We start from the raw sequence: 18,589 nt of genomic DNA on the forward strand, positions 1-18,589 counted from the left end.
ACTATCCTCCTCCTTGCAGGGCGGCCCACATTTCCTGGTCGCGCTTGTCGGTCCAGATCACGGGATCGTCGATCCCGGATGCCTCGTCATAGGCGCGCGAAACGTTGAACGGCAGGCAGTGCTCGTAGATCGCGAAGCTCGAGAACTTCGGATCCATCACCTCGCGGGTCGCCGCCATCGATTCCTTCAGGCTCCGGCCCTTGGCGACCGACGATTCGGCGGCGCCATAAAGCGTGGTGACGAAATCGCGGGTCATCGCGATGGCATCGCGGCCGGTGGCGAGGCCCTTCAGCGCATCGCCGCGGCCCGGCGCGATCGCCTTCGGATTGAAGGCGCGGATCTCGTTCAGTGTCGTCGGCCATTCGCGCAGATGCGCATCGCCGCAATAGCAGGCCGAGTGGTATTCGATCAGGTCGCCGGAGAACATCACCTCGGCATCCGGCACCCAGGCGACGATATCGCCCGAGGTGTGGCCGGCGCCGAGCTGCATCAGCCGCACCTCGCGCTTACCGAGATAGATCGACATCTCGCCCTCGAAGGTCAGCGTCGGCCAGGTCAGGCCGGGAATGCTCGCCGCGTCCTGGAACAGCCGCGGGAAACGGCCGTATTCGGAATCCCAATCCTGCTGGCCGCGCTCCTGGATCAGCCGGTAGGTCTCCTGCGAGGCCACGATGCCCTGCGCGTGGTAGGCCGAGGCACCGAGCACCCGCACCGCGTGATAATGCGACAGCACGACATATTTGATCGGCTTGTCGGTGACGGTCTTGACCCGCTCGATCACCTTGTTCGCCATCGCCGGCGTTGCCTGCGCGTCGAACACCAGGCAGCCGTCATCGCCGACGATCACGGCCGTGTTGGGATCGCCCTCGGCGGTGAAGGCATAGAGATCGGTGCCGATCTCGGAGAAGGTGACCTTCTTCTCCGCGAGATCCGTGGTCGATGCGAAACCTTTGGCCATCAGTTCAATCCTGTCCGTTTGATCAGTGCTATTGTTGTTGCTGTTGCTGCTGCTGGCTCGCGTCCAGCATCCGTCGCTTCGCCAGCGCGATCGCTTCGCGCAACACGTCGAGATCGCCGATGTGGTTGGCGAGCACCAGGACCAGCGCGGCATCGAGATCGGCGCTTTGCGCCTCGGTGAGGCCGCGATGCGCCTCGACGATGGCGCGGAACGCGTCATCGGGCTTTGCGAAATTCGAACTGGTCGACAGCGCCATGACTGCTCCTCAGTTCACACCTGCGGCGCGCGCCAGCGCCGCATCGAGTGCCGGCCGCGCCGCATTGCGGAAGCGTGCCGCAACGTAGCCATCCGGCCGCAGCAGATAAGCGGTGCCGGGCTCGGCGTCATAGCGCTTGCCGGCAAGGCCTTGCGCATCGACCAGCCCGCCCTCGCCACCGATCCGGATCGTCCCGACGCCGTCAGGCACATCGACAGCCGCGCCATTGCCAAACTCCAGCAGCGTGAAGCGCGTTCCCTGCTCGATGAAAACATCGGTCAGATAAATCGTCCCGCCGCCCTGCTCGGTCACCGGCGCGTCCAGCATCGAGGCGCCCGGCCGCGGACCGCCGCGCCAGTCGTCGCGATCGCTGCTCGACAGTGGCGTGTCGTAGATTGACGGCACCGACAGCCGGCCGCCATTGACCATGCGCTTGCCGAACTCTGTATCCTCTGCGAGCGACAGCACCGCCTGCCGCAGCCGCGCCTCCTGCCGCGTCACCGGCGCCATGAAATCGGTTGAGCGGGTGGACTCGCGGATGTTCTCATCCGCCGCGGCGCTGCGCTCGATGTGGTAGCTCTCCAGCAAGCTTTCGGGTGAGAGCCCGCGCAGCACACGATCGAGCTTCCACGACAGATTTTCGGCGTCCTCGAGCCCGGAATTGGCGCCACGCGCGCCGAACGGCGAGACCTGGTGCGCGGAATCGCCGGCGAAGATCACGCGGCCGTGGATAAACCTGGCCATCCGACGGCACTGGAATTTGTACAGCGAGATCCATTCGAACTCGAACTTGTCATGGCCCAGCATCCGTTCGATCCGCGGCCGGACGTTCTCGGGCTGCTTCTCGGCCACCGGATCGGCATCCGGATTGAGTTGCAGGTCGATCCGCCAGATGTCGTCCGGCTGCTTGTGCAGCAGCGCCGAGCGTCCCGCGTGGAACGGCGGATCGAACCAGAACCAGCGCTCGGTCGGAAACGCCGCCGTCATCTTGACGTCGGCGATCAGGAACTGGTCCTCGAACACCTGCCCCGCAAAGTCGGCACCGACCATCTGCCGCAGCGAGGACCGCGCGCCATCGCAGGCGACGACAAAGGAGGCGTGCACCTGGTACGCGCCCTCGGGCGTAGCAATCGTCAGCGCGACACCATCGTTGCGGCTCTCCAGCGCGATCACCTTGTTGCGCCAGCGCAGGTCGATTCCAGGCAATTGCTCGACCCGGTCGACCAGATAGGCCTCGGCGTAGAACTGTTGCAAATTGATGAAAGCGGGCCGCTTGTGGCCCTCTTCCGGAAGCAGGTTGAACTGATAGAGTTGCGACGCGCCGTGGAAGATCTTGCCGACGCTCCACACCACGCCCTTCTCGACCATGCGGTCGCCAACGCCGAGCCGATCCCAGAACTCCAGCGAGCGTTTCGAGAAGCAGATCGCCCGCGAGCCTTCGCCGATCCGGTCGGCATCGTCGAGCAGCACAACGCGCTGGCCGCGTTGCGCAAGATCGATCGCCAGCGACAATCCCACCGGCCCCGCGCCGACCACGACGACCGGATGCTCCGCGACGTTGGCGCCCGACCGGTCCTGGTCGGGGTGACGGCGATAACCGAACTGGGTTTTGGCCTGTGCCGTTTTGGCTGCCATTGCGTGACCTGGATGTTCCCTGGCGCCGGCCTTTTTCTGTGGCTCGGACTGCGGCTTGTGTGACCGGCTTGCGACCAGCACCTTGCGAGCCGGTCGCGACCTTGCTAAATTAGTCTCACTTGCAACTATCTTAAACGCCCAGTCGGGCCCGCCGTCAACTCAAATTGGAGGAATATTTGGCCAGGACCTCTGCAAGCCAGCCTCCGATCCGGCCGCGCAGCGCCGTGGAAGCGGATGCGCGCGACGACGCCGCGCCGACCAAGAAGCGCCTCGACCTCTTCCACTTCATGCCGTTCCGCCTCAACCGGCTGGCCGCCGAGGTATCTTCGGCTTTGTCGAGCGAATATCAGGCGCGCTACGGCCTCGACATTCCGGAGTGGCGCGTGCTTGCGACGCTCGGCTTCCGCTGCGATCCCTGCAGCGCGCAATACATCGCGCATTGCACCCGCACGCACAAATCGACCATCAGCCGCGCCGTGTCGGCGCTGATGGAGCGCGAGATCGTCGAGCGCGTCGAGAATGCCGATGACCGCCGCGAATTCCGCCTGCGGCTGACCAAGAAGGGCCAGGCGCTCTATGAGGAGCTGATCCCGCGCCTGCTGCGCAAGGAACAGGAGATCATGTCCTGCCTCTCCACGCAGGAGCGCCGCGATCTGGCACGCCTGCTCGGCAAGGTCGAGACCAGCCTCGAGCTGATACAGACCAGCGAACAGGCCGACGCCAAGGACGCGTATTAGGCCGCGCCTCATCCTCTCGTCATTCCGGGGCTCGCAAGGCGAGAACCAGGAATGACGGATGGAGAGCACTAGGCCTGGTCGATATGCCTCGCGATGACAGGAAAGTAATTATCCCTCGATCCCTTGTCGATCGCTTCCTGCAACACGGTGCCGATCAGCTCCGCGCCGCGGATCTTGATGCCGGCGTCGGCGGCGAGCTCCAGTGCATAGGACAGATCCTTCAGCGCATATTCGGTCGAGAACGCGCGCTCCGGGAACACGCCCGGCACGATCGCCTTCATGCCGTGGTTGCGCAGCGCGAAGCTGTCGGCCGAGCCCTTCGACAGGGTTTCCAGCAGTAGTTTTGGATCGACCCCATTGTGCTTCGCCACCGCGACAGCCTCGGCCAGCGCGTTCACGGTCTCGAACAGCACCATGTTGTTGAGGATCTTGGTCACCTGCCCGGCACCGACGTCGCCGCAATTGGTGACGTCGGTGGCAAAGCAACGGATCAAGGGCTCGATCGCGGCATAGAGCGCGGGGACCGCACCGACCATCACGCTGAGCGTGCCGTCCTGCGCCGCCTGCCGCGTGCGCGCGATCGGCGCATCAGCCCAGGCCGCCCCCCTGGCCTGCAATTGCCCGGCGAAGTCGCGGGTCTGGCTGACCGAAGACGTGCCGAGATCGACCACGACCTGGCCACTCCTCACGTTCTTCAAAATGCCGTCGCCTTCGAACACCGCCCGCACATGCTTGGCGCTCGGCAGACAGAGGAACAGCACGTCGCTCTGCTTGATGACCTCTGCGACCGAGCCGGCAATCTCGGCGCCGTCGTCGCGCAGCCGTTGCAGCGGTTCGGCCGAAAGGTCGAACACCACGACGCGCTTGCCGCTCTTCTTGACCAGATTGCGGCAAATCGGCTCACCCATCACACCGAGACCGATGAATCCGAGGGTCCTGTATTCAGTCATATCAACTCTTCTTTTGACGTTTCTTGAACTGCGCCTCGCCCGAACCGGCGAGGTTATTTCGCGAACGATCGCGACGGCGCCAGATGCAGCGCGAACGCATCGACCTTGTCGCTGGCGCGCGGATAGATCTCGCTGACTATCGGATCGTGGCCCGGAATGAAGCGATCGGGATGGCCGGCGAGCCGCTCGACGGTTTCCCAGCCCTGCGCCATGTCGCCGACATTGTAGACGATCGGGAACGGGCTCCTCTTGTGCAGGTTGGCATAATAATGTGCGGCGTCGGATGCCAGCACGACCGGGCCGCGCGCGGTCTCGACCCGCACCACCTGGAGGCCATCGGAATGGCCGCCGACCCGATGCACGGTGACGCCGGGCGCGATCTCGCCATCGCCGGAATGGAAGGTGACGCGCTCGCCATAGACATGGCGTACCATCTGGGTGACGTGCTCGATCGAGAACGGATGGCGCAGCATGCCGTTGCACATGCAGCGGCCGGTCGCGTAGCTCATCTCGCGTTCCTGCAGATGGAATTTGGCGTTCGGGAAGCGATCCAGATTGCCGGCGTGGTCATAATGCAGATGGGTCACGATGACGTCGCGGATCGCGTCGGCGCTGACGCCGAAGCCGGCCAGCGCATCGACCGGGTTGAGCGTGAGCTTGCGGGCGCGCGCCTTGGCCTCCTCGGCGTTGAAGCCGGTGTCGACCAGGATGTCGCGGCCGTGGCCGCGGATCAGCCAGACGAAATAATCCAGATCCTGCGCCGTGGTGTCATGCGGATCGGGCACCAGGAAATTCAGGTGGGGCGTGCGCGGCGACATCGTCGCATAGCGCAGGGCGTAAATTTCGTAGGCGTTTCCCATCGGTTTCGCTCTTGTTTGCGGTCTTGTTGAAATGGCTTGCCGTCCCGGACACAAAGCCATCGCCTTGCGCAAAGGTCAAACTGCGCGCAGTGCGACGAGCGCATGACAGGGCGGCCCAAACCACTGCACAAGCCTCTGTGAATGCAATCACACTATCGGTCGCAGGAACCTGCACCGTGCCACGACGGCGACGGCCGCCATGAGCGCGGGTGTTGCACTGCGGCCTCGCGGTCCTCGCTGCGTACAGCAAGCCGTTGACGGGGGTTTGGCCGTAGTTTGATAATGGATTTTCGCTAGAGTAAGGTCCCCGAGGCGCAGGCTCGAAGCGGCGCCATCTCATTGGAATGCCGCGATCTGGATTTGCCGCGATTATGAAAATCCGCCTTGCCTTGCTCGCCACGCTGATTTTTTCAATCGCGTCGCCCACCCTGTCCGTCGCCGCCGGCGATCGCTTCGCGCTGGTGATCGGCAACGCCAAATATCCCGACGCCGACGCGCCGCTGAAGGAGCCGGTCAACGACGCCCGCGACGTCGCCGACGAGCTCAAGCGTGACGGCTTCACCGTCGAGGTCGGCGAGAACCTGACCGGCGACGGCATGCGCCGCGCCTTCGACCGCCTCTATGGCAAGATCAAACCGGGCTCGGTCGCGCTGATCTTCTTCTCCGGTTACGGCATCCAGTCGAACCGGCAGAGCTACATGATCCCGATCGACGCCCAGATCTGGGCCGAGGCCGACGTCCGCCGCGACGGCTTCAGCCTCGAGACCGTGCTCGGCGAGATCAACAGCCGCGGCGCCGGGGTCAAGATCGCCCTGATCGATGCCTCGAGGCGCAACCCGTTCGAACGCCGTTTCCGCAGCTTCTCGGCGGGCCTCGCCCCGGTGATCGCACCCAACGGCACGCTGGTGATGTATTCGGCCGCACTGTCGTCCGTGGTCTCGGACAATGGCAGCGACCGCAGCCTGTTCGTGCGGGAACTGCTCAAGGAGATCCGTACCCCCGACCTGATGGCGGAGGAAACGCTGAACCGGACCCGCGTCGGCGTCACCCGCGCCTCGCGGCAGGAACAGGTGCCGTGGATCTCGTCGTCGCTGGCCGAGGATTTCTCGTTCATTCCAGCCGGCGCAGCCGCCCCAGCCGGCGCACCGGGACCGTCGAACGCTGCGCCTGCGCCGACTGCATCGCCATCGACCGAGGTCGCCACCGCACCGCCGGTCTCGCCTCCGCCGGCGCCGCCCGCCCCACCCGCTGCAACGCCGAAGCCGACACCGACGCCTCCAGTGGCAACCGCGCCGACGCCACCACCGGCGCCGCCGAAGCCGGCCGTCGCGACAGCGCCGGCGGCGCCGCCGCCTCCGCCAAAAGCCCCCGAGATTGCACTGCCGCCACCCGCGCCTCCGCCGCCGGTGGTGATCCAGCCCACGCCGGCCCCGAGCAATTCGCCTGTTCTCGCCGATGATCCGACGATCAAGGGCCTGAACGAAAAGCTCGACAAGAACCCGGATGACGCGGCTGCGCTGTATCGTCGCGGCCAGGTCTATGCCAGCAAGGGTGCCTACGACCTCGCGGTGAAGGACTTCACCAATTCGCTGCGGCTGAACCCGAAGGATGTCGAGGCCTACAACAACCGCTGCTGGGTCCGCACCGTGATCGGCGACCTGCAGGCGGCGCTGAAGGACTGCAACGAGGCACTGCGGCTGCGCCCGAACTTCGTCGATGCGCTCGACAGCCGCGGCCTGATGAACCTGAAGGGCGGGCAGAACAAGAATGCCATCGCCGATTTCGACGCCGCACTGAAGATCAACCCGCGGCTGACCTCGTCGCTGTACGGGCGCGGCCTTGCCAAGAAGCGCAACGGCGCAGTCGCGGAAGGCGATCTCGACATCGCAAATGCCAAGGCGATGGACCCGAACATCGTCAAGGAATTCGCCGACTACGGCGTGCAGTGACATATGAAACCGCGCCGGCCCGCGGCTCGAACCGCCGCTGCAATCGCGCGACTAATCAGAGGGTGCGTGCCGGGCAGCGATGCCCGCGATCAATCTCAACCGTTGCATGGAACCGCGCCGGCCGGCGCAGGAGGGACCGAAATGTTCAAGCCGTCGGCAAGGGCCGCGATGCTTTCAATCATGACGGTCGGCGCCGTGCTGTCGTTCGGCGTGGCGGCCACCCACGCCGGTGACGATGTCACCGAGGACCAGATCATCAGGGCGCTGATGCCCGAGAAGAAACCGCTGACCCGCGGCCTTTCGGTCGGTCCGCAGACCTCGCCCGGGCTGAACGCCGACCAGGCCAAATTCGTGCAGAGCGTCCGTGGCCGCGCCACCCGCTCGCTGTCCTCGGCCGAACGCGAGGAAATCGCGACCATCGTCCAGGACAAGCCGAAGATCGATCTCGAGATCAACTTCGACTACAACTCCGCCGACATCAGCGCGAAGTCGTTGCCGTCGGTGCAGGCGCTCGGCCGCGCCTTGACCAATCAGGACCTGAAGGGCTCGACGTTCGTGGTCGCCGGCCACACCGACGCCGCCGGCGGCGAGGACTACAATCAGGGCCTCTCGGAGCGCCGCGCCGACGCCATCAAGCGCTATCTGGTCGACAAATACGGCATCAACGGCACCGATCTCGTCACCGTCGGCTATGGCAAGAGCAAGCTGAAGGACCCGAGCCACCCGATGGCGGACGTCAACCGGCGCGTCCAGGTCGTGAACGTGGAAAACAAGGACACCGCCGCCAAGTGATCGAGAGGTGATGGGCGGTGGCGTGGCCCCTTTTTGAGGTTACAATGCGTCCCGCACCCCGGCGGGGCGCATTTGCTTGAGGGACCCAAAGCGGCCTCACAGGTGACCCGCCTCACATGACGTCCGGGCATGAGCCGGAACAATGGACCTTGGCCTTTTCGATGCTCACACGATACGACGACGTGGCGAGACTTCGACGAGCGCCCAAGACAATGACTGTCGAGACGTGCCAAGTGCTGGATTGATCAGGCGATGAACTTTTCCCAATACCTCAAGCCTGTGCTCGGCACGGTCGTCTTCCTCGCCCTGGCTGTCGCCTATTACGCGTTCGAGCACCGCTCCCATCCGGAGGAGAAGGAGACGCCCGGCCAGGCGCTGGTCGTGGTGACGAAGTCGACCAATGCCTGCTTCTCCGACATGGTCCGCGTCACCGGCTTCATCGTGCCGCGCCGCGAGGCGCAGGTGAATGTCGACCAGGACGGCTCCAAGGTCACCGACGTGCTGGTCCGCGAGGGTGACACCGTGACCGAGAACCAGGAACTGGCGCGGCTGACCCCCGCCGCCGCAGCAGGCGGCGCAGGGCAATGCCAAGCCGCTGGTGCTGCGCGCGCCGGCCGCCGGCCTCGTCACTGAGGTGCGCACCGCGCCCGGCGCCCCGGCCTCGCCGCAGGCGCCGCCGATGTTCAAGATCTCCATCAACAACGAGATCGAGCTCGACGCCGAGGTACCGGGCTTCCAGCTCCTGAAGCTCAATCCCGGCGCCAATGTCCGGATCAGCCGCGACGACGCCCCTGACATCGTCGGCAAGGTCCGCCAGATCTCGCCGCAGATCGACCGCGCCACCCAGCTCGGGCACGTCCGCATCACCATCAACAACAATCCAACGCTGAAGGTCGGCATGTTCGCCCGCGCCAATATCGACGCCAAGCGCTCCTGCGGCGTCGCGGTGCCGCGCACCGCGATCGACCGCCTGACCCTGCAGGTCGTGAAGGGCAACACGGTCGAGACCCGCAGGGTGCGCGTCGGGCTGACCTCCGACACCTCGACCGAAATCCTTGAAGGCCTCGACGTCGGCGAAATCGTCGTGGCCGATGCTGGCACCTCGCTGCACGACGGCGACCAGATCAAGACCATGTTCGCCGACGAACTCGATCGCACGCGATCACGCTAATTCGGACAAGCTCATGGCTTTGAACATCTCGGCATGGTCGATCCGGAACCCGCTTCCCTCGATCGTCTTCTCGATCATCCTGCTGGTGCTGGGCTGGGTCTCCTTCACCAAGCTCGCCGTGACGCGGCTGCCAAGCGCCGACATCCCGGTGATCTCGGTCGCGGTCTCGCAGTTCGGCGCGGCGCCCTCGGAACTTGAATCGCAGGTCACCAAGACGATCGAGGACGGCGTCTCCGGCGTCGAGGGCGTGCGCCACATCTCTTCCTCGATCACCGACGGCCTGTCGGTGACCACGATCCAATTCGCGCTGGAGACCAACACCGACCGCGCGCTCAACGACGTCAAGGACGCCGTCACCCGCGTGCGCGCCAACCTGCCGCAGAACGTCACCGAGCCCCTGATCCAGCGCGTCGACGTGATCGGCCTGCCGATCGTGACCTACGCCGCGATCTCGCCGGGCAAGACGCCGGAGCAGCTATCTTACTTCGTCGACGACGTGGTCAAGCGTGCGCTGCAGGGCGTGCGCGGCGTCGCCCAGGTCGAGCGCATCGGCGGTGTCGAGCGCGAGATCCTGGTCTCGCTCGATCCCGACAAGCTGCAGGCGGTGGGGCTCACCGCGGTCAATGTCAGCCAGATCCTGCGCGGCACCAATGTCGACGTCGCCGGCGGCCGCGCCGAGATCGGCAAGAACGACCAGGCGATCCGGACGTTGGCCGGCGCCAAGACGCTGAACGAGCTCGCAGGCACCATGATTCCGCTGTTCGGCGGCGGCGAGATCCGGCTCGACGATCTCGGCACCGTCACCGACACCATCGCCGACCGGCGCACCTTCGCCCGTTTCAACGGCGAGCCGGTCGTGGCGCTCGGCATCAAGCGCTCCAAGGGCGCCAGCGACGTCGTCGTCGCGGCCGCCGTGCAGAAGCGGATCGACGCGCTGAAGGTTGCCTATCCCGACGTCGACCTCAAGCTGATCGACACCTCGGTCGAATTCACCAAGGGCAATTACGAGGCCGCGATCTCGACCTTGTTCGAAGGCGCGATCCTCGCCGTCATCATCGTGCTGCTGTTCCTGCGCGACATGCGCGCCACGATCATCGCGGCGGTCTCGCTGCCGCTGTCGATCTTCCCGGCATTCTGGGCGATGGACCTGCTCGGCTTCTCGCTCAACCTGGTCTCCTTCCTCGCCATCACGCTGTCGACCGGCATCCTGGTCGACGACGCCATCGTCGAGATCGAGAACATCGTCCGCCACATGCGGATGGGCAAGACGCCCTACCGGGCCGCGCTCGAGGCTGCCGACGAGATCGGCCTCGCGGTGATCGCGATCTCGCTCACCATCATCGCGATCTTCGCCCCCGCGAGCTTCATGTCCGGGATCGCCGGGCAGTTCTTCAAGCAGTTCGGCATCACCGTGTCGGTGCAGGTGTTCTTCTCGCTGCTCGCCGCGCGCTTCGTGACGCCGATGCTGGCCGCCTATTTCCTCAAGCATCACGACCACGACGATCCGCCGCCCGGCCGCATCCTGCGCACCTATCACGGCCTCGTCACCTGGTCGGTGCGGCACCATTACATCACCGTGCTGATCGGCTTTGCGGTGTTCGCCGCGTCGATCTGGAGCATCACGCTGCTGCCGCAGGGCTTCCTGCCGGCGCAGGACACCGCGCGCTCGCTGCTGGCGATGGAGCTGCCGCCCGGCTCGCAGCTCGCCTTCACCGAGAAGGTCACCGAGGAGATCGTGGCGCGGCTGCGCAAGCGGCCCGAGGTGCGCAGCGTGTTCGTCGACGGCGGCCGCGTGCCGCCGGGCATCCAGGAGGTGCGCCGTGCCGCGCTGATCATCAACTACACGCCGAAAGCGGACCGCAAGATCACCCAGCGCGAGCTGGAGCTGTCGATCGGCAAGGAGCTCGACAACGTCCCCGACATCCGGTTCTGGTTCCTCGACGAGAACGGCCTGCGCGCCATCTCGCTGGTCGTCACCGGCACCGACAGCAACATCGTCAACAACGTCGCCAGCGAGCTGGCGACCCAGATGAAGCGGATCCCGATCATCGCCAATGTGATCTCGGAGACCGCGCTCGACCGGCCCGAGCTGCGCATCCGTCCGCGCGCCGAGCTCGCGGCGCGGCTCGGCGTCTCGACCGAAAGCCTGTCGCAGACCATCCGCGTCGCCACCATCGGCGACGTCGGCCCGGCGCTGGCCAAGTTCGACGCCGGCGACCGCCAGGTGCCGATCCGCGTCCAGCTCGAGGACAATGCGCGCAGCGATTTGCAGATGCTGGAGCAGCTGCGGGTGCCGCTCGGCCAGCGTGGCGAGCGCGGCGGCGTGCCGCTCTCCGTCGTCGCCGACATCCAGCTCGACCAGGGCCCGACCAGCATCAATCGCTACGACCGCGAACGGCAGGCCACCGTCGCGGCCGACCTGGTCGGCAATGCCGCGCTCGGCGATGCCACCAGGCTGATCTACGACCTGCCGGTCATGAAGAGCCTGCCGAAGGGCGTGAAGGTCAGCCCGTCCGGCGACGCCGAGAGCCTCGCCGAACTATCCGACGGCTTCGCCACCGCGATCACCGCCGGCCTGATGATGGTCTATGCCGTGCTGGTGCTGCTGTTCGGCACCTTCCTGCAGCCGATCACCATCCTGTTCTCGCTGCCGCTCTCGATCGGCGGTGCGATCGGCGCGCTGCTGCTGACCGGCAAGCAGCTCACCACGCCGGTGTGGATCGGCATCCTGATGCTGATGGGCATCGTCACCAAGAACGCCATCATGCTGGTGGAATTCGCGGTGGAGGCGATCCGCGACGGCAAGGCGCGCGAGGACGCCATGATCGACGCCGGCATGAAGCGGGCGCGCCCGATCGTGATGACCACCATCGCGATGGCCGCCGGCATGATGCCGTCCGCCCTTGCATTCGGCGCCGGCGGCGAATTCCGCTCGCCGATGGCGCTCGCGGTGATCGGCGGCCTGATCTTCTCGACCGTGCTGTCGCTGGTGTTCGTGCCGGCGATGTTCATGGTGATGGACGATATCGGAGGCCTGATCTGGCGCTTCGGCAAGCGGCTCGTGGTCTCGCATGCCGACCACGAGCTCACCCCGAGCGAGCCTGCGGCCGACCAGACCAAGCGGCCGCCCGGACCGCCGAACATGATCTCGCCTGCGGCGGAGTGAGCTGGGGGCGCACTGCCAAAATATCGAAAACAACCCCATGCACAGTAGCCGGCGGCTGCCGGCGTTTCGACAAAGCAGCTTGACTCGTCGGGCAACTCAGGGGTAATTTTCCATTATTCCGAAATTGCGCAGACGCCCTCACCTTGCGCGGTGTCATCACCCGCGCAGGCGGGTGACCCAGTATTCCAGAGACAGCAGTGCTTGAACCGAAGGGCCGCGGCGTACTGGATCGCCCGGTCGAGGCCGGGCGATGACAGGTTCTTGTCTGACGCGCTCTCTCACGCGAACTGGTATCTACTTCGCTCGAAACCGCTTCAATACAGCCGCGTCCGATACGCCTCTTCCATCGCCTTCTCGGCGGTCTCGACCTCGATCGCTGCGGTCTGCTCGGCGATGATGCGGCCGAGCGTCGGGAAGCTGTGGCGCTCGACTTGCGCGGCGGGATTCCACAGCTTCGAGCGCATCAGCGCCTTGCCGCAATGGAAGTAGGTCTCGTCGACATGCACCTTCATGCCAATGATCGGCGTGACGTTCTGCACCGTCAGCGGCGTCAGGAGATCAGGCTCCTGCGAAATCTCGGCCCGCCCGTTGATCCGCAGCGTCTCGTTGATCCCCGGCACCATGAAGATCAAACCCACGCCAGGCGAGGCCAGGATATTGCCGAACGTATCGACCCGGTTGTTGCCGCGGCGGTCCGGGATCAGCAGCGTCTTGTCGTCGAGCACCGAGACGAAGCCCGGCGCATCGCCGCGCGGGCTGGCATCGGCGTGACCCTTGCCGTCGCTGGAGGCAATGACCAGGAACGGCGACAGCGCGATGAAGTCGCGGCAGAATTTGTCGAGATGGCCAAGCACCTTCTTCTCCGCGAGCGGGCTCACTTGCCCGAAATGCCCACGAAGATCCTCCTGCGACTTGACCGGCGGCTTGCCGCCTGCGCCCTCATGACCCATAGCGAACCTCCCTTTATTGTTAGTTTATACCGCGTCGATGCCGGAATCGATCCTTGCCGTCTCGGCGGCGGCCGCAAAGCCCGGCTGGTCGAAGAAATCACGGCCCGGGATCGCATCGAGCAGATCGCGCGTATAGGCCTGGCGCGGCGCGGTGAAGACCGCGGCCGTGGTGCCTTCCTCGACGATGCGTCCCTTCTGCAGCACGATGACGCGGTCCGCGATCTCGGCGGCGATGCGCAGATCATGGGTGATGAAGATCATCGCGAGCCGCATCTCCTGGCGCAGCTCGGCGAGCAGCGCCAGCACCTGGGCCTGCACCGAGACGTCGAGCGCCGACACCGCCTCATCCGCGATCAGCACCCGCGGCTTGAGCGCAAGCGCCCGCGCGATGCAGATGCGCTGGCGCTGGCCGCCCGAGAATTCGTGCGGATAGCGATCCGCTGTCGTCTCCGAGAGGCCGACCCGCACCAGCAGCTTCCTTGCCTGCGCCATCGCCTCCGATCGCGACGTGCCATAGGCCATCGGACCGCGCGCGATGGCATCGCCGACCTTCTGGCGCGGATCGAGACTGGCGAACGGATCCTGGAACACGATCTGAAGCTGCCGCCGCGCCTGGCGCAGCGCTTCGCCGCGCAGCTGCCGAAGGTCCGCGCCGCCGAAGCGGATGGCGCCGGCATCGGGCTCGGTGAGCCTCATGATCATGCGCCCCAGCGTCGACTTGCCCGAGCCGGATTCGCCGACGACGGCAAGCGTCTCGCCCTCGTGCAGAGTCAGGGAGATGCCATCCGCGGCGACCACCTCGCGCGGCGGCTGCAACCAGCCGCGCTTGACCCGAAAGGTCTTCTGCAGGCCGACGACTTCCAGCAGCGGCTCCGGCCGCACGATCGTCTCATGGATGTCTGCAAGGCGCGCCTTCGGCACCGCGTCGATCAATTCGCGGGTGTAGGCGGCCTGCGGATTGCGCAGCACCTCGCTGGCGGCGCCCTGCTCGACCACCTTGCCGTGGCGCAGCACCACGACGCGGTCGGCGACATCGGCGACGACGCCGAAGTCATGGGTGATCAGCAACACGCCCATGCCGCGCTCGCGCCGGAGATCGTCGATCAGCCGCAGGATCTGGCGCTGGGTCGTGACATCGAGCGCGGTGGTCGGCTCGTCCGCGATCAGGAGCGCAGGCCGGTTGGCCATCGCCATCGCGATCATCACGCGCTGGCGCTGACCGCCCGAAAGCTCGAACGGATAGCTCTTCTCCAGCAGAAGCGGATTCGGCAGGCCGACCTGCGTCAGCAAGATCTGCACCCGCGCGCGAACCTCCGCCATCGATGGCGCAGGCCGCTGGTGCGCCAGGATCATCTCCTCGATCTGCTTGCCGACCCGCTTGAGCGGATTGAGCGAAGACAACGGCTCCTGAAAGATCATCGCGGCATTGCCGCCGCGCAGGTTCCGAAGACCACGGCCGTCGAGCTTCGACGGATTCTGTCCCGCGACCGTCACGGTGCCGGACACGATATCGACGCCCCGCGGCAATAATTGCAGCACCGCATGGGCGATCATCGACTTGCCGGAGCCGGATTCGCCGACCAGACAGACCACCTCGTTGGGCTCGATCTCAAACGACACATTCTCGACCGCAAAGGGCCGGTCGCCGCCCTTGGGGAGAGCGATCGAGAGATCATCGACCGCGAGGACCGGCGCGCTGGACTGCATGGCGTCACTCATGACCGGCGCCTCGAGACACGCGGGTTGAGGACATCGGACAGGCCCTCGCCGAACAGATTGATCGCCAGCACGGTGACGAGGATGGCGAGTCCCGGAAACACGCTCATCCACCACGCATTACGGATCACGGTGCGGCCCGCGCCGATCATGAAGCCCCACGACATCAGATTGGGATCGCCGAGCCCCATGAAGGACAGCGCGCTTTCGAGCAGGATCGCGGTCGCGACCGTCAGCGACGTTACTACCAGGATCGGCGAGATCGCATTCGGCAGGATATGGCCGAGCACGATGCGCCAGGTGCGCTCGCCCTGGCACAGCGCCGCCTCGACGAATTCCCGGTGCCGGAGACGGAGAAATTCGGCGCGCGTCAGCCGCGCCAGCGGCGGCCAGCTCACCGCCCCGATGGTGAGGATGATCGTGAGTAGCGATGGATTGAAGGTCGCGACCAGCAGGATCGCCAGCACGAAGGCCGGAATGGTCTGGAATAACTCCGTCATCCGCATCAGCACCAGATCGACCTTGCCGCCGAAATAGCCCGAGATCGCACCGATCACGACGCCGATCGCCATCGCCGCAAGCGCCGATGCGATGCCGATCAGCAGCGAGACGCGCGCGCCACAGGCGACGCCGGCCGCGACATCACGGCCGAGCGTATCGCCGCCGAGCCATAGCCCGTCCTCGCCGGGCGGCGTGAACGGCGCGCCGACCATCTCCCAGGGCGAGACCGGAAACACGATTGGCGCTGTTATCGCGACGACAACGACGACGAGCAGCAGGAGGAGCCCGATCATGCCGCTGGGATGACGCAGAAAGGCGCGCGCCGTCTCCATCACGCCGCTCCCGTGGTCATGCGCGGATCGATCAGCCGGTAGACCAGGTCGGTCAGCAGATTGAGCGCGATCACGACGATCGAGAGGATCAGGAAGATGCCGAGCAACACCGGATAGTCGCGTTGCAGCAGTGCCTCGAACGTTAGCCGGCCGAGGCCGGGCCAGGCGAACACCGTCTCGATCACCACGGCGCCGCCGACCAGCGCGCCGGCCTGCATGCCGGCGACGGTGACGACCGGCACCAGCGCGTTGCGCAGCATGTGGCCGACGACGATCCGCGTGCCGGACAGGCCCTTGGCGCGCGCCGTCTTGATGAAATCCTGTTGCGCCACCTCGATGATGGAGGATCGCATCAGGCGCGCATAGATCGCGAGGTAGATCGCCGCCAGCGAGGTCACCGGCATGATCATGTGCTTCATGATGTCGAGCGCGTGCGCGACCGGCGAGAGCTGGACGTTGATGGTCTCATAGCCGAACGGCGGCAGCCAGCCGAGCGCCACAGAGAACACCAGCACCAGCATCAGGCCGAGCCAGAACACCGGCGTCGCATAGAGCACGAGCGAGAGCAGGGTGAACACCGTATCGAGCACGCTGCCGGCCGCGAGTCCCGCCAGCGCACCGAGCGCGGTGCCGATCAGGAGCGCGAGGCAGAACGCCGTGACTGTCAGCAAGAGCGTCGCCGGCAGCCGTTCGAGGATCAGATCGACGACCGGACGGCGCTGGCGATAGGAATAGCCGAGATCGAGCCTGACGACGCGGCCGAGATGGCTCACGAGCTGGACGAAATACGGCTTGTCGAGCCCATACTCCTTGCGCAGATCGTCGAGCAGTTTTGGATCGGACGCGCCGGATTGCCCGGCCATCACCTGGGCCGGATCGCCGGGGGCGGCCCGCACCAGCACGAAGTTGAACGTCGCGATGACGAGGATCACGGCAACAAGCTGGGCGATGCGGCTGATCGCCTGGAGCCCGATCGCCGCTGCACTCCCGAGCCGGGTCACGATTTGTAGACCGACCCGAAGGTTTCGTGCGAGCCGATGCCCGTGGTCACGATGTTCTTGAACGCCTTGTCGTAGATGATGGGATATTCGATCTCCAGCGTCCAGGCCACCGGCACATCCTCGACCAGGATCTGCTGCACCTTGCTGTAGAGCTCCTGCCGCCTGGCTTCGTCGAGCGTGATCGCGGCCTCGTCGAACAGTCTGTCGACCTCCGGATTCGAGTAGCCCTGCGTGTTCGAGAACAGGATGCCCTTCTTGATGTTCGACGAGATATAGGTGCGGGCGACGCCGAGCGCGGGATCGCCGAGCTGGTAGAGCAGATTCTGGGTCATCTCATAGTCCCAGTTGCCGACCTTCTCGGCCCAGCCGGCCATGTCGGTGCCGACCAGCACGAGGTCGATGCCGACGCGCGCAAAGCTCTGGCGGAAGAACTCGCCGGCGCGTTGATAGGATTCGCCATAGGGCGGCACGATGTACTTGATCTCGGCCCGCTTGCCGTTGGCGCCCGCTTTCAATCCCATGTCGTCGAGCAGCGCCTTGGCCTTGTCGACCGAGAACTCGTAGCGCTTCACGTTCGGATCATAAAACCGCGTCTTCGACGAGATCGGACCGGTCGCGACCTTGGCATTGCCGAAATAGACGCGCTTGCTGAACGCCTCGCGATCGATCAGGTGCATCACCGCCTGCCGGAACCGCTTGTCGTTCATCGGCGCGATGCGGTTGTTCATCTCGAGCCATTGATGCGGCGCGAAATACTCGTAGCCCTTGGTGGTGAATTCGAGGTTCTTCTGCGCCTTGAAGCGCTGCACGTCATAGAATTCGACGTCGGACCATTGCACCAGCTGCACAGTGCCGTTCTCGAGCGCGAGCGCGCGCGACGCCGCGTCCGGAATCACGCGATAGACGATCTCGTCGAGATAGGGCTCGTCCTTCAGATAGTAGCCGTCGTGGCGGACCAGGTGCACATGCGAGCCGCGTACCCATTCCTTCAGCTTGAACGGGCCGGTGCCGATCGCCTTGTCGTTGTCCGGGTTCTTGCGATAGTCGGTGCCCTCGTAGATGTGCTTGGGCACGATCGGCGCGGAGGTGCAGTCGAAGCAGCCGATGAACGGCGCGAACGGCTGCTTCAGCTTGAACACGACGGTGAGCGGATCGGGCGCTTCGGCCGACGCCACGCGGGCGAAGTTCTGCCGCGCGCGCGGATGCGTTTCCACTAGCAGCTTCATGCAGCTGAAGACCACGTCCTCCGAGGTCATCGGCTTGCCGTCGTGGAAGGTGATGCCGGGAAACAGCTTGAACGTGTAGGTCAGGCCATCCGGCGAGACCTCCCAGGACTGCGCCATTCCGGGCATCGGCTTGAGGTCGGCGCCGTATTTCAGCAGGCCTTCGTAGATCTTGCCGCCGAGCGTCAGGGTCGGCTGCTGCTGGTTCAGCGCGGTCACCAGAACCGGCGGCTCGGGCTGGATGATGGTGTTGAGCGTTCCACCGCGGGTCTGCCCCGCCGCCCGCGTGATGCCGAACGGGATGGCTGCACCGCAGGCCAGCATCGCCTTGGTGAATTCGCGTCTGTTCATCGGACCTCTCCGTCGCCGCGCGTCAGGCATTCGATTTCGGC

Annotated in this window: 14 protein-coding genes and 1 pseudogene; 5 read left to right on the top strand and 10 right to left on the bottom strand. The window is 65.4% G+C overall.

Annotated elements, in window-relative coordinates:
* Nucleotide 1: 1 nt before the first annotated feature.
* From ACVISU_RS19550 to ACVISU_RS19560, 3 genes are read right to left on the bottom strand one after another with little or no spacing between them, the layout of a single operon-like run.
* Entirely contained in the window at nt 2-958 is a 957-nt protein-coding gene (locus ACVISU_RS19550; RefSeq protein WP_050401748.1) for an MBL fold metallo-hydrolase, read from the bottom strand.
* A 28-nt stretch (nt 959-986) separates the two neighbouring features.
* Nucleotides 987-1,214 carry a DUF2783 domain-containing protein gene (locus ACVISU_RS19555; protein ID WP_050401747.1) on the bottom strand — a complete coding sequence of 76 codons (228 nt, stop codon included), beginning with the start codon at nt 1,212-1,214 and terminating at the stop codon, nt 987-989.
* 9 nt (nt 1,215-1,223) lie between these two features.
* Nucleotides 1,224-2,849, bottom strand: coding sequence for an FAD-dependent oxidoreductase (locus tag ACVISU_RS19560; protein ID WP_456708010.1), 1,626 nt, complete (start codon nt 2,847-2,849; stop codon nt 1,224-1,226).
* Nucleotides 2,850-3,025: 176 nt separating this feature from the next.
* Between ACVISU_RS19560 and ACVISU_RS19565 the strand changes: the two genes are divergently transcribed.
* Entirely contained in the window at nt 3,026-3,586 is a 561-nt protein-coding gene (locus ACVISU_RS19565) for a MarR family winged helix-turn-helix transcriptional regulator (RefSeq protein ID WP_456708011.1), read from the top strand.
* Nucleotides 3,587-3,654: 68 nt separating this feature from the next.
* On the opposite strand, the gene ACVISU_RS19570 is transcribed toward ACVISU_RS19565, so the two are convergent.
* Together ACVISU_RS19570 and ACVISU_RS19575 are read right to left on the bottom strand one after the other, a co-directional pair.
* Nucleotides 3,655-4,536: an NAD(P)-dependent oxidoreductase gene (locus ACVISU_RS19570; RefSeq protein WP_244522056.1), complete on the bottom strand. Its 882-nt coding sequence runs from the start codon at nt 4,534-4,536 to the stop codon at nt 3,655-3,657.
* A 53-nt stretch (nt 4,537-4,589) separates the two neighbouring features.
* Nucleotides 4,590-5,396: an N-acyl homoserine lactonase family protein gene (locus ACVISU_RS19575; RefSeq protein ID WP_050401745.1), complete on the bottom strand. Its 807-nt coding sequence runs from the start codon at nt 5,394-5,396 to the stop codon at nt 4,590-4,592.
* 371 nt (nt 5,397-5,767) lie between these two features.
* Here ACVISU_RS19575 and ACVISU_RS19580 point away from each other — a divergent pair, with 371 nt between their 5' ends.
* From ACVISU_RS19580 to ACVISU_RS19595, 4 genes and pseudogenes are all read left to right on the top strand, one after another.
* Nucleotides 5,768-7,345 carry a caspase family protein gene (locus ACVISU_RS19580; protein WP_456708012.1) on the top strand — a complete coding sequence of 526 codons (1,578 nt, stop codon included), beginning with the start codon at nt 5,768-5,770 and terminating at the stop codon, nt 7,343-7,345.
* Between the two features lie 141 nt (nt 7,346-7,486).
* Nucleotides 7,487-8,137: an OmpA family protein gene (locus ACVISU_RS19585; RefSeq protein WP_456708013.1), complete on the top strand. Its 651-nt coding sequence runs from the start codon at nt 7,487-7,489 to the stop codon at nt 8,135-8,137.
* Nucleotides 8,138-8,389: 252 nt separating this feature from the next.
* Nucleotides 8,390-9,308: pseudogene (locus tag ACVISU_RS19590) on the top strand (efflux RND transporter periplasmic adaptor subunit).
* Between the two features lie 13 nt (nt 9,309-9,321).
* Nucleotides 9,322-12,474 (top strand): efflux RND transporter permease subunit, encoded by a 3,153-nt coding sequence (locus ACVISU_RS19595; RefSeq protein WP_456708014.1) that lies wholly within the window; start codon nt 9,322-9,324, stop codon nt 12,472-12,474.
* A gap of 314 nt (nt 12,475-12,788) precedes the next feature.
* On the opposite strand, the gene ACVISU_RS19600 is transcribed toward ACVISU_RS19595, so the two are convergent.
* From ACVISU_RS19600 to ACVISU_RS19620, 5 genes are read right to left on the bottom strand one after another with little or no spacing between them, the layout of a single operon-like run.
* Nucleotides 12,789-13,424 carry a pyridoxamine 5'-phosphate oxidase family protein gene (locus ACVISU_RS19600; protein WP_050404451.1) on the bottom strand — a complete coding sequence of 212 codons (636 nt, stop codon included), beginning with the start codon at nt 13,422-13,424 and terminating at the stop codon, nt 12,789-12,791.
* 24 nt (nt 13,425-13,448) lie between these two features.
* Entirely contained in the window at nt 13,449-15,143 is a 1,695-nt protein-coding gene (locus ACVISU_RS19605) for a dipeptide ABC transporter ATP-binding protein (RefSeq protein ID WP_456708015.1), read from the bottom strand.
* Complete coding sequence (locus ACVISU_RS19610) at nt 15,140-15,973, bottom strand: ABC transporter permease (RefSeq protein WP_456708016.1); 834 nt, start codon at nt 15,971-15,973, stop codon at nt 15,140-15,142. Before ACVISU_RS19610 ends, ACVISU_RS19605 begins: the two co-directional genes overlap by 4 nt.
* The gene (locus ACVISU_RS19615) at nt 15,973-16,974 is read right to left on the bottom strand and encodes an ABC transporter permease (RefSeq protein WP_456708017.1); all 1,002 of its coding nucleotides are present in this window, start codon (nt 16,972-16,974) and stop codon (nt 15,973-15,975) included. The genes ACVISU_RS19610 and ACVISU_RS19615 overlap by 1 nt, the downstream gene beginning before the upstream one ends.
* On the bottom strand, nt 16,971-18,548 hold the full coding sequence (locus ACVISU_RS19620) for an ABC transporter substrate-binding protein (protein WP_456708018.1): 1,578 nt from the start codon (nt 18,546-18,548) through the stop codon (nt 16,971-16,973). Before ACVISU_RS19620 ends, ACVISU_RS19615 begins: the two co-directional genes overlap by 4 nt.
* Nucleotides 18,549-18,589 lie beyond the last annotated feature (41 nt).

Source organism: Bradyrhizobium sp. USDA 4452 (assembly GCF_054063575.1).

Excerpts from the sequence above, each read along its gene's own strand:
- ACVISU_RS19550 (WP_050401748.1), bottom strand. The coding sequence starts at position 958 with ATGGCCAAAGGTTTCGCATCGACCACGGATCTCGCGGAGAAGAAGGTC.
- ACVISU_RS19555 (WP_050401747.1), bottom strand. The coding sequence starts at position 1,214 with ATGGCGCTGTCGACCAGTTCGAATTTCGCAAAGCCCGATGACGCGTTC.
- ACVISU_RS19560 (WP_456708010.1), bottom strand. The coding sequence starts at position 2,849 with ATGGCAGCCAAAACGGCACAGGCCAAAACCCAGTTCGGTTATCGCCGT.
- ACVISU_RS19570 (WP_244522056.1), bottom strand. The coding sequence starts at position 4,536 with ATGACTGAATACAGGACCCTCGGATTCATCGGTCTCGGTGTGATGGGT.
- ACVISU_RS19575 (WP_050401745.1), bottom strand. The coding sequence starts at position 5,396 with ATGGGAAACGCCTACGAAATTTACGCCCTGCGCTATGCGACGATGTCG.
- ACVISU_RS19580 (WP_456708012.1), top strand. The coding sequence starts at position 5,768 with ATGAAAATCCGCCTTGCCTTGCTCGCCACGCTGATTTTTTCAATCGCG.
- ACVISU_RS19585 (WP_456708013.1), top strand. The coding sequence starts at position 7,487 with ATGTTCAAGCCGTCGGCAAGGGCCGCGATGCTTTCAATCATGACGGTC.
- ACVISU_RS19595 (WP_456708014.1), top strand. The coding sequence starts at position 9,322 with ATGGCTTTGAACATCTCGGCATGGTCGATCCGGAACCCGCTTCCCTCG.
- ACVISU_RS19600 (WP_050404451.1), bottom strand. The coding sequence starts at position 13,424 with ATGGGTCATGAGGGCGCAGGCGGCAAGCCGCCGGTCAAGTCGCAGGAG.
- ACVISU_RS19605 (WP_456708015.1), bottom strand. The coding sequence starts at position 15,143 with ATGAGTGACGCCATGCAGTCCAGCGCGCCGGTCCTCGCGGTCGATGAT.
- ACVISU_RS19610 (WP_456708016.1), bottom strand. The coding sequence starts at position 15,973 with ATGGAGACGGCGCGCGCCTTTCTGCGTCATCCCAGCGGCATGATCGGG.
- ACVISU_RS19620 (WP_456708018.1), bottom strand. The coding sequence starts at position 18,548 with ATGAACAGACGCGAATTCACCAAGGCGATGCTGGCCTGCGGTGCAGCC.